Origin of the sequence: Algihabitans sp. (genome assembly GCF_965226985.1) — a bacterium.
Classification (GTDB): Bacteria; Pseudomonadota; Alphaproteobacteria; order Kiloniellales; family DSM-21159; genus Algihabitans.
In genome coordinates this window covers 4,288,459-4,303,377 of the sequence record NZ_OZ245712.1, presented here as the reverse complement: position 1 = coordinate 4,303,377, position 14,919 = coordinate 4,288,459, and the positions used below count along the sequence as shown (strand labels likewise).

General features: G+C 62.5%; 14 protein-coding genes and 1 tRNA gene. 9 read left to right on the top strand and 6 right to left on the bottom strand.

The features are described 5' to 3' along the window. The first annotated feature begins 33 nt into the window (after positions 1-33). Entirely contained in the window at positions 34-1,077 is a 1,044-nt protein-coding gene (locus ACO054_RS19775) for a glycosyltransferase family protein (protein ID WP_421708306.1), read from the top strand. A gap of 12 nt (positions 1,078-1,089) precedes the next feature. Here ACO054_RS19775 and ACO054_RS19770 read toward each other — a convergent pair whose 3' ends face one another. Together ACO054_RS19770 and ACO054_RS19765 are read right to left on the bottom strand one after the other, a co-directional pair. After that, positions 1,090-2,151, bottom strand: coding sequence for a class I SAM-dependent methyltransferase (locus ACO054_RS19770; RefSeq protein ID WP_421708305.1), 1,062 nt, complete (start codon positions 2,149-2,151; stop codon positions 1,090-1,092). Between the two features lie 6 nt (positions 2,152-2,157). Continuing rightward, positions 2,158-2,970 carry an SDR family NAD(P)-dependent oxidoreductase gene (locus ACO054_RS19765; protein ID WP_421708304.1) on the bottom strand — a complete coding sequence of 271 codons (813 nt, stop codon included), beginning with the start codon at positions 2,968-2,970 and terminating at the stop codon, positions 2,158-2,160. Positions 2,971-3,035: 65 nt separating this feature from the next. On the opposite strand from ACO054_RS19765, the gene ACO054_RS19760 reads away from it, so the two are divergent. Further along, positions 3,036-3,524 carry a DUF427 domain-containing protein gene (locus ACO054_RS19760; RefSeq protein WP_421708303.1) on the top strand — a complete coding sequence of 163 codons (489 nt, stop codon included), beginning with the start codon at positions 3,036-3,038 and terminating at the stop codon, positions 3,522-3,524. A 66-nt stretch (positions 3,525-3,590) separates the two neighbouring features. On the opposite strand, the gene ACO054_RS19755 is transcribed toward ACO054_RS19760, so the two are convergent. The 3 genes from ACO054_RS19755 to tsaD form a co-directional block, all read right to left on the bottom strand. Next, positions 3,591-3,875, bottom strand: coding sequence for a YciI family protein (locus tag ACO054_RS19755; RefSeq protein ID WP_421708302.1), 285 nt, complete (start codon positions 3,873-3,875; stop codon positions 3,591-3,593). A gap of 182 nt (positions 3,876-4,057) precedes the next feature. Beyond that, positions 4,058-4,729: a TIGR02466 family protein gene (locus ACO054_RS19750; protein ID WP_421708301.1), complete on the bottom strand. Its 672-nt coding sequence runs from the start codon at positions 4,727-4,729 to the stop codon at positions 4,058-4,060. Beyond that, entirely contained in the window at positions 4,726-5,778 is a 1,053-nt protein-coding gene (gene tsaD, locus ACO054_RS19745) for a tRNA (adenosine(37)-N6)-threonylcarbamoyltransferase complex transferase subunit TsaD (protein WP_421708300.1), read from the bottom strand. Before tsaD ends, ACO054_RS19750 begins: the two co-directional genes overlap by 4 nt. On the opposite strand from tsaD, the gene ACO054_RS19740 reads away from it, so the two are divergent. From ACO054_RS19740 to ACO054_RS19715, 6 genes are all read left to right on the top strand, one after another. After that, positions 5,777-6,715 (top strand): serine aminopeptidase domain-containing protein, encoded by a 939-nt coding sequence (locus ACO054_RS19740; protein WP_421708299.1) that lies wholly within the window; start codon positions 5,777-5,779, stop codon positions 6,713-6,715. The genes tsaD and ACO054_RS19740 overlap by 2 nt on opposite strands. Positions 6,716-6,861: 146 nt before the next feature. Next, positions 6,862-7,815, top strand: coding sequence for a hydroxymethylbilane synthase (gene hemC / locus ACO054_RS19735; RefSeq protein ID WP_421708298.1), 954 nt, complete (start codon positions 6,862-6,864; stop codon positions 7,813-7,815). Continuing rightward, complete coding sequence (locus ACO054_RS19730) at positions 7,815-10,415, top strand: uroporphyrinogen-III synthase (RefSeq protein WP_421708297.1); 2,601 nt, start codon at positions 7,815-7,817, stop codon at positions 10,413-10,415. Before hemC ends, ACO054_RS19730 begins: the two co-directional genes overlap by 1 nt. Before the next feature lie 17 nt (positions 10,416-10,432). Beyond that, a complete protein-coding gene (locus ACO054_RS19725) occupies positions 10,433-11,830 on the top strand; it encodes a heme biosynthesis protein HemY (protein ID WP_421708296.1) in 1,398 nt (465 codons plus the stop codon). Between the two features lie 276 nt (positions 11,831-12,106). Further along, positions 12,107-12,181: transfer RNA gene (locus ACO054_RS19720), tRNA-Thr, on the top strand. 310 nt (positions 12,182-12,491) lie between these two features. Then, positions 12,492-13,067, top strand: coding sequence for a VPLPA-CTERM sorting domain-containing protein (locus tag ACO054_RS19715; protein ID WP_421708295.1), 576 nt, complete (start codon positions 12,492-12,494; stop codon positions 13,065-13,067). Between the two features lie 91 nt (positions 13,068-13,158). On the opposite strand, the gene ACO054_RS19710 is transcribed toward ACO054_RS19715, so the two are convergent. Beyond that, complete coding sequence (locus tag ACO054_RS19710; protein WP_421708294.1) at positions 13,159-13,800, bottom strand: tyrosine-type recombinase/integrase; 642 nt, start codon at positions 13,798-13,800, stop codon at positions 13,159-13,161. Between the two features lie 428 nt (positions 13,801-14,228). Between ACO054_RS19710 and ACO054_RS19705 the strand changes: the two genes are divergently transcribed. Next, a complete protein-coding gene (locus ACO054_RS19705) occupies positions 14,229-14,900 on the top strand; it encodes a response regulator transcription factor (RefSeq protein WP_421708293.1) in 672 nt (223 codons plus the stop codon). Positions 14,901-14,919 lie beyond the last annotated feature (19 nt).

Sequence of the window (14,919 nt, the reverse complement as noted above, 5' to 3'; positions counted from 1 at the left end):
TGCCGGACTCGAACCGGATCTGGGATGACTGAGATGCAGTCCCCCATCAAGATTCTGTACGTTGGAAACATCCAGGGCTTCTTCGGGCATCAGAAGTTCTACTTGATACCGCAGCGGCTGGTGAACGGCTTCACCAGGTGCGGTCACATGGTCTACGTCCTGAACGACCGCGACTTCGCCCGCTACGCCAATCCTTTCCGCAGCCGAGCCTTCGGCGCGCGCAAGGTCGACGGCAAACTGCTAGCGGTCTGCCGCGACTACCGGCCCGATCTCCTCGTGCTCTCAAACTGCGAGATGGTCTCGAACGAGGTGCTGCAGGCGCTACGGGAGAGCCTACCGGACGTCCGGATCGCCTATCGCAATGTCGACAGCCTCAACATGGGTGGAAACCGCAAGAAGGTTGAGCGGCGTCTGGGGGTTGTCGACACTCTGTTCCTCACGTCGAGCGTTTCGGGCCTGAGGGATCCCAGCGGCCGGACGAAACTCGCCTTCATGCCCAATCCGGTCGACCCGAGCCTCGACCGGGGCCGCGCCTTCGAGGCGGCCAACCCGCACTACGATCTCTTTTTCGCGGGTCAGGCCATCCGAGACCAGACGGACCGGCGGCCTGCGCTGCTACGCCGACTGCAAAGCGAACTCGGCGACCTGAAACTTGGGTTCTTCGGCTCAGCGGTCGGCAAGCCCTCACTGTTCGGACAGGGGTATCTCGATGCGCTGGCGCAGTCGGCGATGGGCCTCTCCCTCGACCGGGAGGACGAAAATCCGCTCTACGCCTCGGATCGCATGTCGCATTACCTGGGGAATGGCCTGTTGACCTTCGTGAAGCGCGGCAAGGGCTTCGAGCGCTTCTTCACCGAGCAGGAGGTCGCGTGGTTCGACGGCGCCGACGACGTGATCGAAACAGTCCGGCGATTATCGGCGGATAGGGAACAGCGGCAGCGGATCGCAAAAGCCGGCCGGCGCCGGGCGCACGAGTTGTTCGATTGCGCGCGCATCGCCGCCTGGATGGTGGAGCTGAGTCTCGACCGGCCGTTCAGCCAAAGCTATCCCTGGATCGAAGCCGAGACAGCCGGTTAAGGCAAGATCGTCTCAAGCGGCCTTTTCCAGCACCATGACGCGCGAGAAGTAAGCACGCTCAACCGATAGCGTCTTCAAACCGACCTCGCCGAAGAGAGACTCCAGATCGGTTTCGACGTAGCTGCTGTAGTAGGGTTCGTGAAAGGCAACGGGGAAGTAGTCCAGTAGACCGTCGTAGGACGGCTGGTCGCCCTTCTGGATCGAATCCACGAACAGCAGTCGCCCGCCGGGCTTGAGGATGCGGGCGATCTCTTCGGCGACCTGCGGCCGCACCTTTGGCGGAAGCTCGTGAAACAGAAAGATGCAGCTCGCGAGATCGTAGCTGGCGTCCGGCAGACCGGTCGCTTCGGCTGCCGCCTGCAGTGTCTCCACCCCGCGCCAGCGTCGCAGGTTCTGCGCGGTCTGAGCGAGATAATCCGGACTGAGATCAAGGGCCGTAACTTGAAGCCGCGGATAGTTGTCCTTGACGAAAGTCAGGAAACGGCCGGTTCCGCAGGCGATATCGATCATTCGGGTTTCGGCCGAACGACGGTCGTGGAGGAAAGAACCCAACGGCACCAGAGCCTGACGGCGCATGGCATCGGCACCGCCGGTGAAGAGCACTTCGACCTGATGATCGTAGATTGCAGCCGAGTCCGGAGAAAGCCAGCCATCGGACTGAAAATGGAAGTTTTGCAGATAGTAGCGCGGGTAACGCGCCCGATCGGCCTGATTCAAAACCTCATCGTGCCCGCCGCTATGCCGCCGCCGCTCGACCGAGCGCAGATCGCGAAAGTAGCGAGACGCACGGCGAAGAGCCCCAACGGGTTCCTCCAGCAGATCGTGGGGCATGCGGTAGAGACCGGCGTCGATGTTCTCCCAGTCGCGCTGCAGCAGCCCACGCAGATCGGCAAGGATCTCGTCCTGCCCGGCAAAGGGCCCCTCGATGGGTCGCTTCGGTTTGATCGGCCGGGTCAGACGGGCCGAGAGCGCGTACTGCCCAAAATACACACCGACCCTTGCGGTCTGCCCCAGAGCGTAGGCTGCTCGCGCAACGTTGGACATGCCTCTCTCCGCTGCTTTCGTCTCCGGCATAGCCAACTATCTCCCTTTGAAGCTCTCGCGCAAAGCTCGGCGGGTCGGTCCGCGTAGAATGCGTTCAGGCAGCAGTTTCGCGATCCCGCGATAGGCGCGATTGCTCGCCCCGATCGTCACCACGTTCTGTCGACCCAGCGCCCGCAACGCCTGGTCCGCGACGTCCTTCGCCGAACTCATCGGTGAACCGGCAGGCTGGCGACGCCCCCCCGCCCTCTCGAAGAAACGGGTCTTGGTGGGACCTGGGCAGACAGTCAGCACGTCGATCGGTTCGTACTCCAACTCGCTCGCCAGTCCCTGAGCGTAGAAGTAGTCGAAGGCCTTGGTCGCCGCATAGGTCGCCAGATACGGCAAGGGTTGAAAGGCAGCAGTCGAGGCGACCACCACCAAACCGGCCCGTCGCCCCTCCTCACGAGCCCGCTGCAACATCTCGGGCAAAAGGGCGCGGGTGATCACCGCCGGCGCGACCACGTTGACTTCGATCATCGCCCGCTCGGTCAGCGGTTCGTTCTCAACCGCCCGACCGAAGGCACCGAGCCCGGCATTGTTGATCAGCAGGTCCGGCGCGAAGGCCTGAGCGGCCTGGACCAAAGAGTCGCGGCCCTTGTCTTCGGACAGATCGGCCACCAGCCTCTCGACATGGCGTCCCGTCTTCTTCAGCGCATCGGCCAACTCCCCCAACGCAGTGTCGTTTCGGCCGGTGAGCAGCAGATCGGTCCGGTCGGGCAGAGCTTTCGCGAAAGCCTCTCCGATACCGCTGGACGCACCAGTGATGACGGCCCGTCGATAAGGCCCGTGATGATCTTTGCGTCGTGTCATGTCGCTAATGTGTTCCCACCAGGCCCGAGATCAATCGGCGGGCAAGTCCAAGGGAGAAGGCTGCTGTGCAACGGCTCGAACCAAATCCCGGTCAGGAATCGGTTTGGGACTATCCCCGTCCCCCCCGGCTCGAACCGGTATCGGACAGGCTGGAAGTCATCTTCAATGGAGTCACGGTAGCCGACACCACCCGTGGCTTCCGCGTGCTCGAGACGAGCCATCCCCCCACCTACTACTTCCCACCGGAAGACGTCCGGACAAAGCTGCTGCAAGCGGCGCCGGGCCGCTCACTGTGCGAATTCAAGGGTGAGGCCGCCTATTGGACGCTGACTGTTTCGGGACGCGTCTCGGAACGTGCGGCCTGGTCCTATCCTTCGCCTTGGCGACCCTTCGAAGCCTTGAAGAAGCACTACTGCTTCTATGCCAGCCGGGTCGACGAATGCCGTGTCGGCGGCGAAAGGGTCCAGTCCCAGGACGGCGACTTCTACGGCGGCTGGATTACAAGCCGAGTCGTGGGGCCCTTCAAGGGAGCGCCCGGCACAATGGGCTGGTGAACCCCAGCGGGAGATGACTTGTGTTCCGCAACCCGGCCTCGCAGCCTGCGAGCGAGGCCTAGGCTTCTAAATTTTGGGATAGACGCGCCGCGTCGGCTTGATGCTGACGGACTGAAACAGCCCGGCTTCGGCGTAGGGGTCCTGCTGAGCGAAGGCTTCGGCAGCAGCTCGATCCGGTACATCGAGGATGATCAAGCTGCCGGCTGGCGTATCGCCGTCCTCGCCGATCAACGGCCCCGCATAGACCAGCTGATCCGAGTGCCGCTCCAGGAACTGGAGGTGCCGGGGACGACTGTCCTTACGAACCTCGGTCGTTCCCGGCTTGTCTGTACAGACAAGCGCAAACAGCATCGTTTCCGCCTCCACCAACGTTTCATCGTTTTTGCCATCCGAAGCCTAGAGCGCGATCGTGTTTGATGGAAGCGAAACCGCTTCCATCAAACACGCGAATCGCACTGTAAAACTTACGATGGGGCCAGCAAACGCGGAGCGGCCCGAGCCTCTTCACTGCGGTTCGTTCTTTGAAGCCCGACCTAAAGACTAAGATTGAAGGCAATGGAGATGCGCGTCGCCGATCCGAAATAGGGGCGCACGGCATGGCTGAGCCAGGAGGGAAACATCACCATCAGGCCGGCGCGAGGGCTGATCGTTTCGCTGGCACCCATCGCAGCACCGCCGGTCGCCGCCACGGTCAGGCGCGGCGCATACATGGCCGGGGCCACGCCCCGCGGATCCTGGATCTCGAACTCGCCGCCAAGCGAGGGATCGGCCGCAATTCCCCCGTCGTCCACGTAGTAGACGCCGGACCAAAAGCAGCCAGGGTGCGTGTGAAACTCGTTCCCGTGGCCGCTGCGATTGACATTCGCCCAGGCGTTGACCTGCCAGTCGGGACGCACCTTGGCCCCCTGACGGTCGCAGGTCAGGTCTTCGGCCAACCGCTTGGCGCCGTTCAGCAAAGCCGCAGCCGCTTTGCCGCCCCAGTCGGCGAAATCCCAACTCGACTGCCAGCCGCCGAGATTGGAGTGGACGCTGCCGGCATGCGTCCGCTCTCGCTCTAGCACAACCCTCTTCAGATCGGCATTCAGCGGCCCCGCGTCTGGGAGCTGGAACAAGGCGATCGGGGTCGGAAAGAGCAGTCGAAGCTGAACCTGCGCTTTTTTCCCAGCGGCCTGCCGCGTATCGCCCTGCTGGAGCGGCTCTGTCATGCTGTCATCTCCAGAGGGTTGTCCGGCCTCTGCAGCTCTTCCAGCGGCCAGCGCGGCCGCGCAGGGGCGTCCAGAGCATCGCGCTGCCCGAGACGCAGGCGCTCCAGCCCGGCCCAGGCGATCATCGCGGCATTGTCGGTACAGAGCTTCGGCGGAGGCGCCACCAATTCGGTTCCTTCGCTCTCGGTGAGGTCCGTCAACGCGTGGCGCAGAGCGCGATTGGCTGCCACGCCACCAGCCACGACCAGAGGCCCCGGCCGGCCCGTATCCTGGCGAAACCGCACCAGAGCGTTGCGGCTGCGATCGATCATCACCTCGGCCACCGAAGCCTGAAAGCTGGCCGCAAGATCGGCGCGGTCTTGTGGCGACAACTCCACCAGTCGCTCCACCTGCTGCCGCACCGCCGTCTTCAGTCCGGAGAAGGAAAAGTCGCAGCCAGGACGGCCCTTCAAGGGACGCGGCAAGGGGAAGCGGGCCGGGTCTCCGGTCTCCGCCGCGCGCTCGACCGCAGGACCGCCAGGGTAGCCGAGCCCAAGCAGCTTGGCCGTCTTGTCGAAGGCCTCGCCAACCGCATCGTCGATAGTACCGCCATAACGGCGGTAGCGCCCGACTCCTTCGACGGCGAGCAACTGGCAATGCCCCCCGGAGACCAGCAACAGCAGGTAAGGGAAGTCCAGACGGTCGGTCAGACGCGCCGTCAGGGCATGGCCCTCAAGATGGTTGACCGCCACGAAGGGTAGACCGCGCGCCGCGGCGATCGCCTTGCCGGTCATGGCAGCCACCAGGACGCCGCCGATCAGCCCAGGCCCAAGGGTGGCGGCGACACCCTGGAGATCGTCGAAGCCGACGGCGGCTTCGCGCAACGCCTTGACGATGAGGCCGTCCAGGTGGTCCAGATGGCTGCGCGCGGCGATCTCGGGAACGACGCCGCCGTAGGGACGATGTTCCGCAAGTTGCGACAGCACGATGTTCGCACGGATGTCGCCCGCGTCGTTGACCAACGCGACCGCCGTCTCGTCGCAGGAAGACTCCAGACCAAGGACCAGCATGCCGCTTACATGGGCAAGTCGGACCGCCTTTGGCAAGCGCGGGCTTGCTTGCGCTCTGGCGCTCTTCCTGACGGTGGCCGTCCAGGATCCGGGCGAGGGCGGAGCGGCCGACGCCCAATCCGGCCTCGCCCAAGTCCCAGGGGGCAACGGCGCCTGGTTGTCGCCTGCACCCGCGCTGGTCGCCGACGACCCGCTCGCTCTAGCCGACCCGCAGTCGACGGCAGTGATCGTCTTCCTCCCCGGAAGCTCCACCGAGGGCAGAGCCGACAACTGTCGGCCGCTGGAGCCTCGGGTCGGAACCACGCCCAAGATTCTGCGAGATCTAGCGGGCCAGTCGATCGCGGGTAGGACCCTTGCCGTCTTCGGCTTCTGCAGCGACACGAAGCTCGGCAGCTTCCGCAAAGACCGCTATGTCGGCACCCCCAAGGTCATCGGTCGGCGTGACGACCTTCGCGCGCTCGTCCGCGCCTTTCGTGCGGCGGGTTTGCCGGCAGAGCACCTGTTTCTTGCGGGCCATTCGGCGGGCGGCTGGGCCGCGCTTCTGCTGCAGCGCGACGACCCGGCCGGGATCAATGCCGTGGTTGCCTTCGCACCGGCCTTCACGGGACCGCGCGACAGGCGCACGGCAAGTTGGAGCAGAGTGCGCCAGGAGATGGTCGACCATCTCGGCGAAGCCGAACGGCTTCAGGCTCTGGTCATGGCCGTCGTCGACGACCCCTACAATCGCCCGCAGGATCTCGCCTTCCTGGAGGCTGTTCCCGGAGTTCAGTTACTCAGTCTAGAGAGCGACAATCTGGCGGGCCAAACCTGTCAGGGCGGCGACCCGCACCAACTGGTCTATCGGGATTGCTTCGCCGAAACGCAAGGCGTCAGGATCACCAGCTATCTGGAGCAGCGCCTCGTCAAGGCCGAAAGAGCGATCCGGCAAGCCCGCTAAGCCGGCCTCACCCCAAGTCCGCTTGGTCATCCCGGCGAAAACGTCGGCCCGGCGAAAACGTCGGCCCAGCGAAAACGTCAGATCGTGCGACATCGCTCCAGGGTCGCTTGCAATACTCGCAAAGGCTGCGTAACCCTTGCGGTGCCATGACCACGACAGCCCCAAGGATCCGCCTCGGAACCCGAGGCAGCCCGCTCGCACTGGCCCAGGCCACCGAGGTTCGACGCCGCCTGATCGCCGTCCATCCCGAATTGGCCGAGGAAGGAGCGGTGGAGGTCGTCGAGATCAAGACGACAGGCGATCGCGTCACCGATCGGCCGCTGGCGGAGATCGGCGGCAAGGGCCTCTTCACCAAGGAAATCGAAGGGGCTCTGGCGGCCGGAGAGATCGACGCCGCCGTGCACTCCATGAAAGACGTCCCGACTTGGCTACCTGATGGCTTGGCCCTGGCCGCCTACCTACCCCGCGAAGACGTGCGCGATGCTTTCTTTTCACCGCACGCAGACTCGGTCGCGACCCTCCCCAAGGGCGCCCGTGTCGGCAGCGCATCTCTGCGCCGTCAGGCACAACTCCTTCTGATCAGGCCGGATCTGAAGGTCGGACTGATCCGTGGCAACGTCGAAACACGGCTGCGCAAGCTGGAGGCCGGCGAGGTGGACGCCACACTTCTCGCGGTCGCCGGTCTCAACCGCCTGGGACGCAGCGCGACGATCCAGACACGCCTTTCGACCGAGGAAATGCTGCCGGCCGTAGGACAAGGAGCCGTCGGGCTGGAACTGCGTGCGGACGATGAGCGTACGTACAAATACACACGCGCACTGAACGATCCGCAAACGGAAGCAAGGGTCTCCGCCGAGCGTGCTTGCCTCGAGGTCTTGGAAGGCTCCTGCCGTACGCCGATCGCGGCCTTAGCCGAGGTGACCGAAGGCGACCGGCTGCAATTCCGGGCCCTGGTCGCAGAACCGGACGGCTCAGCCGCCTGGCGCAGCGAGCGCGAAGGCCCGCTGTCCGACAGCCTTCATCTGGCGCGCGACGCCGGCGCAGAGCTGCGAAAGTCCGCCGGAGAGGGCTTCTTCGAGCGGCTGGCCGACCTCTTCTGATGCGTCTGCTGGTCACGCGCCCGCGCGACGAGGCCGATCGCTTTGCCGAAGATCTGAAAGCCCTTGGGCACACATCGATCCTAGCCCCGCTGCTGACCATCGAGACCCGCCAAGAAACGCCGGACCTGGAAGGCATCGGCGCCCTTGTCTTCACCAGCCTGAACGGTGTACGCGCCTTCGCCGAAAACAGTTCGGAGCGTGGTCTGCCGAGCTACGTCGTCGGGAGCCGGACAGCGGCGGAGGCGCGGGCGGCCGGCTTCACAGACGTGCAGTCAGCGGACGGAGATGTCGACAAGCTCGTTGAGCTGATCGCCTCGACTCGCGAAAACGAGGCCAGCCCGCTTCTGCAGGTGACGGGCGTTCACATGGCCGGCGATCTTGGCAAACAGTTGAGCCGCCGGGGTTATGAGGTTCGCCGCGCAGTTCTCTACGAGGCAAAGTCGGTAGATCGTCTGCCCGATGCGGCGCGTACGGCCTTGGAAACAGGAGAGATCGACGGTGCGGTCTTTTTCTCGCCACGTACAGCCGCCAGCTTTGTTCAGCTCGTACGGGCGTCCGGACTGGAGCACTCCACAGAGAATCTGCTAGCCTTTTGCCTTAGTCCTGCCATTGCGGCTGAAGCAGGAGCCGTAACATGGGCAAACGTACGGGTTGCCGCACACCCGACTCAAGCGGCCTTACTGGCGGCACTTGCCGAGACCCAGCAGACAGCGCAAGAGGACGCAAGCATGGCGCAGGACGGCGAAACGCCCGGCAAGGATGCGACCAAAAGCGAGAAGACGCAGAAGACAGCCGAGAAATCGGACGGAAGCTCTGGCAACGCCAATGACGCGAGCCATGGGATAACGCCGGATCGAACCACTTCCGCAGCTTCCGTCGAGGGGAAGCCGCAAGCGGCAGCGGCAGCAGCCGGAAGCGGCTCCGCCGTGACAAAGGCTTCGGCATCGTCGACGCCCGCCTCGGCCGCCGAGCAGGTCATCGCACGCTTCGGCGGCCTGCGCCCGACGGCGACCAAGCTGGGCGTGGCGGTCTCGACCGTTCAGGGCTGGAAAGCGCGCGGCCACATTCCGGAAACACGCCACGAAGATCTGCGCGCGGCTGCCAAGGCACATGGCATCGAGATCGACGACATCGACCTGACGACAACACAGGCAGCGAGCCAGTCCAACCAGGCCGCAGCACCGGCTACGGTCAATCCTTGGACAGAACCGGCAAGCAGTCGCGACACACCAGCCGCCCACGAAACGGCGGCCACGCCGGGTACCGTCGGTCCCTTGTCCGGAACGACTCGGGCAGCGGAGCGTCAGGATCGGAGCGATCCAGACGTAACGAGTACGAGCAGGCGGCAAGGCGATCCTGCGGAAGACTCTCGGGACGACGAAGAAGAGGCGCACCACCGGGAATACCGAGACCACGGACCCGCCCCAGCCACCGCGTCGCGTGGGGGCGGTTTGGTGCTCGGCCTGGGTTTGGCGATCGTTCTTTTTGCCGGAGGTGCCATCGCCGCCGTTTACACGCGCGACTACTGGGAACCTTTCCTGCCGGCAGACCCAAGCGCGAGCTTGCAGACGGACGTGACCGGCCTGAACGACCGCGTCGCCCGTCTGGAAGCGGCACCGCCGGCAGTCGATCCGGCCCGTCTGGACCGGCTGTCGGATCGGCTCGACGGTATCGCCGAGGATCTGGCTGGGCTCCCTGATGGGGAGACTGGTGCCGCTGCGATCACGGAGCTGGAGCGCAGACTGGGCGAGCTGACAGCGCAGGTGCAGACAAATTGGGGGGCAACCACGACAGCAGGCGGGCAACCGTCCCCGGCAGGCGTCTCACCCGCAGATGTAAGCCGACTGGAGGATCGGATCAGCCAGATGACGGCGGACCTTGAGGACCTGCGCGGCACAGTGACGGAAACAGGTATCACGGCCGCTAACGCCGCCAGCGCCGCGGCAGACTCCGCGCTGGCCGACTCAGCCGCTCTGTCTGAGCTGCAAAGCGAGCTCTCCTCGCTCCAAGAGGATCTGCAAGAAGTTCAAGGGCAAGCCCAGCAGGCTCTGAGCGCCAGCGCCGGCGACAGCGGATTGGCCCTGGCCTTGGGGCAGCTGCGCGACGCCCTGCGCTTCTCCGCCCCCTTCGAGACGGAGCTACAGGCCGTCCGCGGTTTGATTCCCGCCGGCGATCCTCTGCTGGAGGTTCTCACCCCGCTGGACACCTACGCGGGTCGCGGCGTACCGACACGCGACGAGCTTGCCGTCCGTTTCGAGCCGATGGCCCGCAGCGCGGTCGCCGCCAGCTACGACGACAGCTGGAGCGGCCGGCTGATGTCGCGCGTGTCGGAAGCGGTCAGCGTCCGTCCCGTAGGCGAAGTCGAAGGCGACAGCGCACGCGCGAGAATTGCGCGTGCAGAGGCGCGGCTGGACAACGACGACTTGGCGGGCGCCGTCGAGGCCTTGTCGGGTCTGCAAGGCCAAGCAGCGGCCATCGCCGAAACCTGGAGCACCGATGCCTCCGCGCGCTTGGCCGGTGAAGAAGCCTTGACTGAACTGACTCGCCGGACTCTGGCACGCCTGACTCCGGCGACAGGCCCATCTGCGGCAAGCGAGTAACGAAGGGAGGGCCGTCGATGATCCGCGCACTGGTTTACTTCGGCCTGGTCGCCGTTGCGATTGCGCTCGCCTATCTGCTGGTGATCGTGGCGCCCGGCGAGGTCGTTGTTCAATGGCTCGGTTGGCAGCTGCGCACCTCGATCGCCGTCGCGATTCTCGCTCTGATCTTTGTTTGCGCCTTGACGGCGATCGGCTACTACGGCTGGCGCCTGCTCCGGCGCGCGCCTAAGGACTTCTGGAACCAACAGGGCCAGGAGCGGCGCAACCGTGGCTACCGGGCGCTCAGCCACGGTTTGGTCGCGGTGGCGGCGGGCGATCCGCATGAGGCGAAACGCTGGGCCAAAAAAGCCCAGAAGCTGCTGGACGACCAGCCTCTGTCGCGCTTGCTCTCGGCGCAGGCGGCTCAGCTCTCGGGCGAAGCCCAAGGGGCTCGGGCACACTTCGAGAAGATGCTGGAGGCCGAGGAGACGCGGTTTCTGGGTCTGCGCGGCCTGTTGATGCAGGCCTTGCGCGATGGCGACGATGCGGCAGCCTTGGACTACTTGCGCCAAGCCAAGGAGTTGCGGCCGGAAACTCCCTGGGTCATCGATCACCTCTTCGAGGTCGCGCAGCGCCGTGGCGACCTCAAGACCGCCGAGCAGGCGGCCTTGTCGGCCGCCCGCTACGCGGTATGGCCGAGAGAGGTGGCCTATCGGAAACGAGCCGTTGTCCTCACCGCCAGGGCCCAGAGAGCCGCGAGTGCCAAGGATTCCGCCTCCGCAGTCGCGGATCTGAAGGAGGCGCTGAAGAGTGCGCCGGATCTCGTACCAGCCGCGGTGCTGCAGGCACGCTTGGAAGCCGAGCTGGGACATGAGCGCCGGGGTGCGAAACTTCTGGAAGCGACCTGGAAACGCCAGCCTCATTCCGAGCTGGCTGAGGCCTATCTGGCTTTACAGGCCGACACCCCACCTCTCGCCCAGGTCAAGCGGATCGAGAAGTTGACCGCAACCACTCCCGACCATCTGGAGTCCCGCTTGGCGCGCGCGCGCGTGGCCCTGGAGGCGGAACTCTGGGGGGAGGCCCGCAAATACTTGCAGCGGTCGATCGCCGAGCAGACAGATCGCCGCGTCTATCAACTGATGGCCGAACTGGAGCAGCGCGAACACAACGACCGGGAAAGCGCCCACGATTGGCTCCGCAAGGCCGAGCAGGCGAAGTTGGAGCCGATGTGGACCTGCGATGCCTGCGGCACGGCGGCACGACACTGGACGGCGCATTGCAGTCACTGCGGCAGTTTCGACACGCTTGCATGGCGGTGCCCGCTCCAGCCACTCGAGGACACGAGCCTGGACGACGACGGAAATACCCCATCTCCCATCGTGACAGGCCAAGCCGTCGTCGTCGGTGAAAGCCGCACACCAGCTCCGACAGCCTAGAGCAGGATCGCCATAGATGGAATCGCTCCGGCGATCCCATCTATGGCGCGAATCCTACTCTAATCATGAGGTTCGGAGCGCGATCGTCTCAGGTGGAAGCGTTTGGCATCCACCTGAGACGATCGCGCTCTAGCTGCCTTCCGACGTGGCGATATGGCCAGCGGATTGACGGCACAGAGCCGCTGCATTACCTATGCGCCTCCCCGCGTATCTGGGCGGGATTTGGAAGATTGGGTTCTTTCTTGAACCGGCACGCTGGTCTACAGCGTTGGTTTCGCCGACGTAGCTCAGGGGTAGAGCAACTGATTCGTAATCAGTAGGTCGCAGGTTCAAATCCTGCCGTCGGCACCAGGCCCTCCCGCTTACCTCCTATCTCCGTTCGAAGGCTTCAAACGAAGCCTCGCGCCAACACGGTCGCCCTACTGAACCGGAAACTGTCTTCTGGAGTTGCATTTCATCGCACCACGACAACTTTATATAATTATTTTTAGCGAAATCCTGTATAATCAGATAGGGCGTTGAATTGCTTCAGCGCAGACAATTGCACACTGCGTCGACTCCAATCAAAGCGAAGGTAGGCAATATGCGACCGTTTCGAAAAAGTCTCATTGCCATAATTTGTTTGGCTGTTGTCGGAGTTTCTTCTCAATCGGAAGCGAGTGTGATCACTGCAAATATTGAGTTCAACAAAGTAATATTTGAAGGCACAATATACAGAGGCCCTTATGCAGAGAAAGTTGACATCGTTGACACTGTTATAGGGGCGAAAATTTCTGCTAAATTTCAGATATTTGATACGAATAATAATTTCCAGCTTGACTATGGAGAGACGTTAATTTTCGACTATTCTGACCCAATGGGAATGATTAACAGCGCTAGTTACATAAAAGACGGAGATGTTTTAATCGGGGGCGGCCCGAACATTTATAATTTTCAAATTCTCCCAATGCCCACTGACGTTAACTCCCGTCAGCAATTTTATTTTACGGCCTTTGTAGACTTAGCCCTCATGACCGAACTTGATATCTCCGGACCGACTTCCGCTGGAGCTTTCGTATGGGATGGCGATAATGGGTTTTTCTATGGCTACAACTCCTACCAGTGGCTTGAGTACGACGGCTCACCTCCGCCGCCGGTACCACTTCCAGCTGCTGCCTGGTTTTTCCTGACCGGCTTGGCTGGACTTGCAGGCCTGAAATTGCTGAATCCGCGGCGGCAAGGAAGAACGGCAACTTAGGAACATCCGCGCAGTCTGTTTATCGGGGGCCGCCAGAATCGCCAAAACTCATCGACCCTAGGCACGTCAGGAGTTATGGCGGTGGAGAAGGTCAACTCCACATCCGGGTGTTGATGTGGCGTTCCTCGTCGCCCAGGGCATCCGCGTAGATGGCGGTGGTGGCCAACTGTGTGTGACCCAGCCATCGCTGTACGAGATTCAAGGGAACGCCCTTGGTCACCGCCGTGACACCGAAACCGTGCCTCAGACCCTTCGGTGTTGCGGCCGCGCCTTGCACGCCGGCCTCGTTGAGAATGCTCTTGATCAGGCGCCAAGCGTGCGTCCTGGACCAGTTCCAGAGGGGCTGTTTGGTCTCGCGCGCCTCCCCCTGCCTCAGGCGTATGGCGTGTACGCGGTCGAGGTCCGTCAATAGGCGTTCGGGTACGGGCACAAGCCGGTAGTGGCAACCACTCCGACTTTTCAGAGTGCGAAAGATGAGCCCGTCCTGCTGAAAGTCGACGCGCGATACGTCCAGCTCCAGCGCCTCGGACAGACGACAGCCAGAATAGGCAAGCGTCGCGCAAAACGTGTAGATCTCGGAACGGCGTGAACGGGCGACCGCCAGGGCCGCATCCCGTTCCGACGCGGTGATGTACTTTCGCCCCCCATCAAGATCATAGAGCCTTTGTTTTACAAAAATACTTGACCGAGACCACGATTTATTTCGCTCTGCGAAATGTATTGCATGATGCATTTAATAAGCCCCCAAAATCTGTAGTGAATTCTCGGACATCATTGGTATTATTGGTTGAATTTTTTGAGATGCAACCCTTTCAGATATAGGGTTTCAAGCGAAATCGCCGCCGTAAGGCAAGCTTCGGCGATCCATAACTCCAACCACCCGATCCAACTATTTGATTTCTAACGAAAACACAATCCTAGGTAAAAAGTTCCATGAACTAATATTTTTTGGATTAATTCAAAAAACTATCGATATTTACATAAAATATTGTAATTAAATTTCAATAAATTGCTTCTTACTCCCCATACGCTCTTGTTCTGACTTCCATAAATACATGGCCACCTCCGCCGCCAGGTCGCTCTTTATCTGATTCTGTTACCGTCGTCTCGCGTTTGCCGACAGACGGTAAATCTCCATTGAGTTGCAAAACGGAAAGCAGAATGCAGATTGAAACCTCCAAGTCCCAAAGCCAGGCTCAGGTTCTGATCGCCGCCAGCGATCCACAGACAGTCTCCGAAAAACTTCGCGAGGCCTTAGGTGCTGCGGACATCGCCTGTGTCAGCACAACTTGCGGAACAAAAGCCTTCGACCTCTTCCGGCCCGACGTCGCCAGTTGCACCTTGGTCGATTTACTGCTTCCCCCCTCCGGCGGCCTCGACGTTCTCACAAAGCTTCGGCGGAAGCGGCCGAACGCTCCGGTTCTGATCTTCGGCGAGGCACCGAGCGCACGCGCAGCTGTCGAAGCGATGCGCTTGGGAGCCAACGACGTTCTGGAGACACCGCTCGATCCCCAACTGCTGCAAACGCGCATTCTCCAGCTCATTACCCAGGATCGGCACAGGATCGCCGCCGAGCAGGCCGCCAGAGACCGTAACGGTCGTATCTCAACCCTGTCTCGACGCGAACGCCAAGTCCTCGACCTTGTCCTGCAGGGCCTGTCCAACAAAGAGACTGCGCGTGTTCTAAAGGTGAGCCCGAAGGCGATTGAGATCTATCGCGCAGGCATGATGCGCAAGCTGGGGCAAAGATCTTCGGTGGTCATGGCGACTTGGGTTTCGCAGTGCCCGGGGTGCAATGCCAGTCCACTCCCCCACAATCCTCATAGCGTTTGAGAAAGGCCAGTCGCCAAGT

What these genes read in the sequence shown, in the direction of transcription:
- ACO054_RS19775 (WP_421708306.1), top strand. Translation starts at nt 34, where the DNA reads ATGCAGTCCCCCATCAAGATTCTGTACGTTGGAAACATCCAGGGCTTC.
- ACO054_RS19770 (WP_421708305.1), bottom strand. Translation starts at nt 2,151, where the DNA reads ATGCCGGAGACGAAAGCAGCGGAGAGAGGCATGTCCAACGTTGCGCGA.
- ACO054_RS19765 (WP_421708304.1), bottom strand. Translation starts at nt 2,970, where the DNA reads ATGACACGACGCAAAGATCATCACGGGCCTTATCGACGGGCCGTCATC.
- ACO054_RS19755 (WP_421708302.1), bottom strand. Translation starts at nt 3,875, where the DNA reads ATGCTGTTTGCGCTTGTCTGTACAGACAAGCCGGGAACGACCGAGGTT.
- ACO054_RS19750 (WP_421708301.1), bottom strand. Translation starts at nt 4,729, where the DNA reads ATGACAGAGCCGCTCCAGCAGGGCGATACGCGGCAGGCCGCTGGGAAA.
- ACO054_RS19740 (WP_421708299.1), top strand. Translation starts at nt 5,777, where the DNA reads ATGCCGCTTACATGGGCAAGTCGGACCGCCTTTGGCAAGCGCGGGCTT.
- tsaD (WP_421708300.1), bottom strand. Translation starts at nt 5,778, where the DNA reads ATGCTGGTCCTTGGTCTGGAGTCTTCCTGCGACGAGACGGCGGTCGCG.
- hemC (WP_421708298.1), top strand. Translation starts at nt 6,862, where the DNA reads ATGACCACGACAGCCCCAAGGATCCGCCTCGGAACCCGAGGCAGCCCG.
- ACO054_RS19730 (WP_421708297.1), top strand. Translation starts at nt 7,815, where the DNA reads ATGCGTCTGCTGGTCACGCGCCCGCGCGACGAGGCCGATCGCTTTGCC.
- ACO054_RS19725 (WP_421708296.1), top strand. Translation starts at nt 10,433, where the DNA reads ATGATCCGCGCACTGGTTTACTTCGGCCTGGTCGCCGTTGCGATTGCG.
- ACO054_RS19710 (WP_421708294.1), bottom strand. Translation starts at nt 13,800, where the DNA reads ATGCATCATGCAATACATTTCGCAGAGCGAAATAAATCGTGGTCTCGG.
- ACO054_RS19705 (WP_421708293.1), top strand. Translation starts at nt 14,229, where the DNA reads ATGCAGATTGAAACCTCCAAGTCCCAAAGCCAGGCTCAGGTTCTGATC.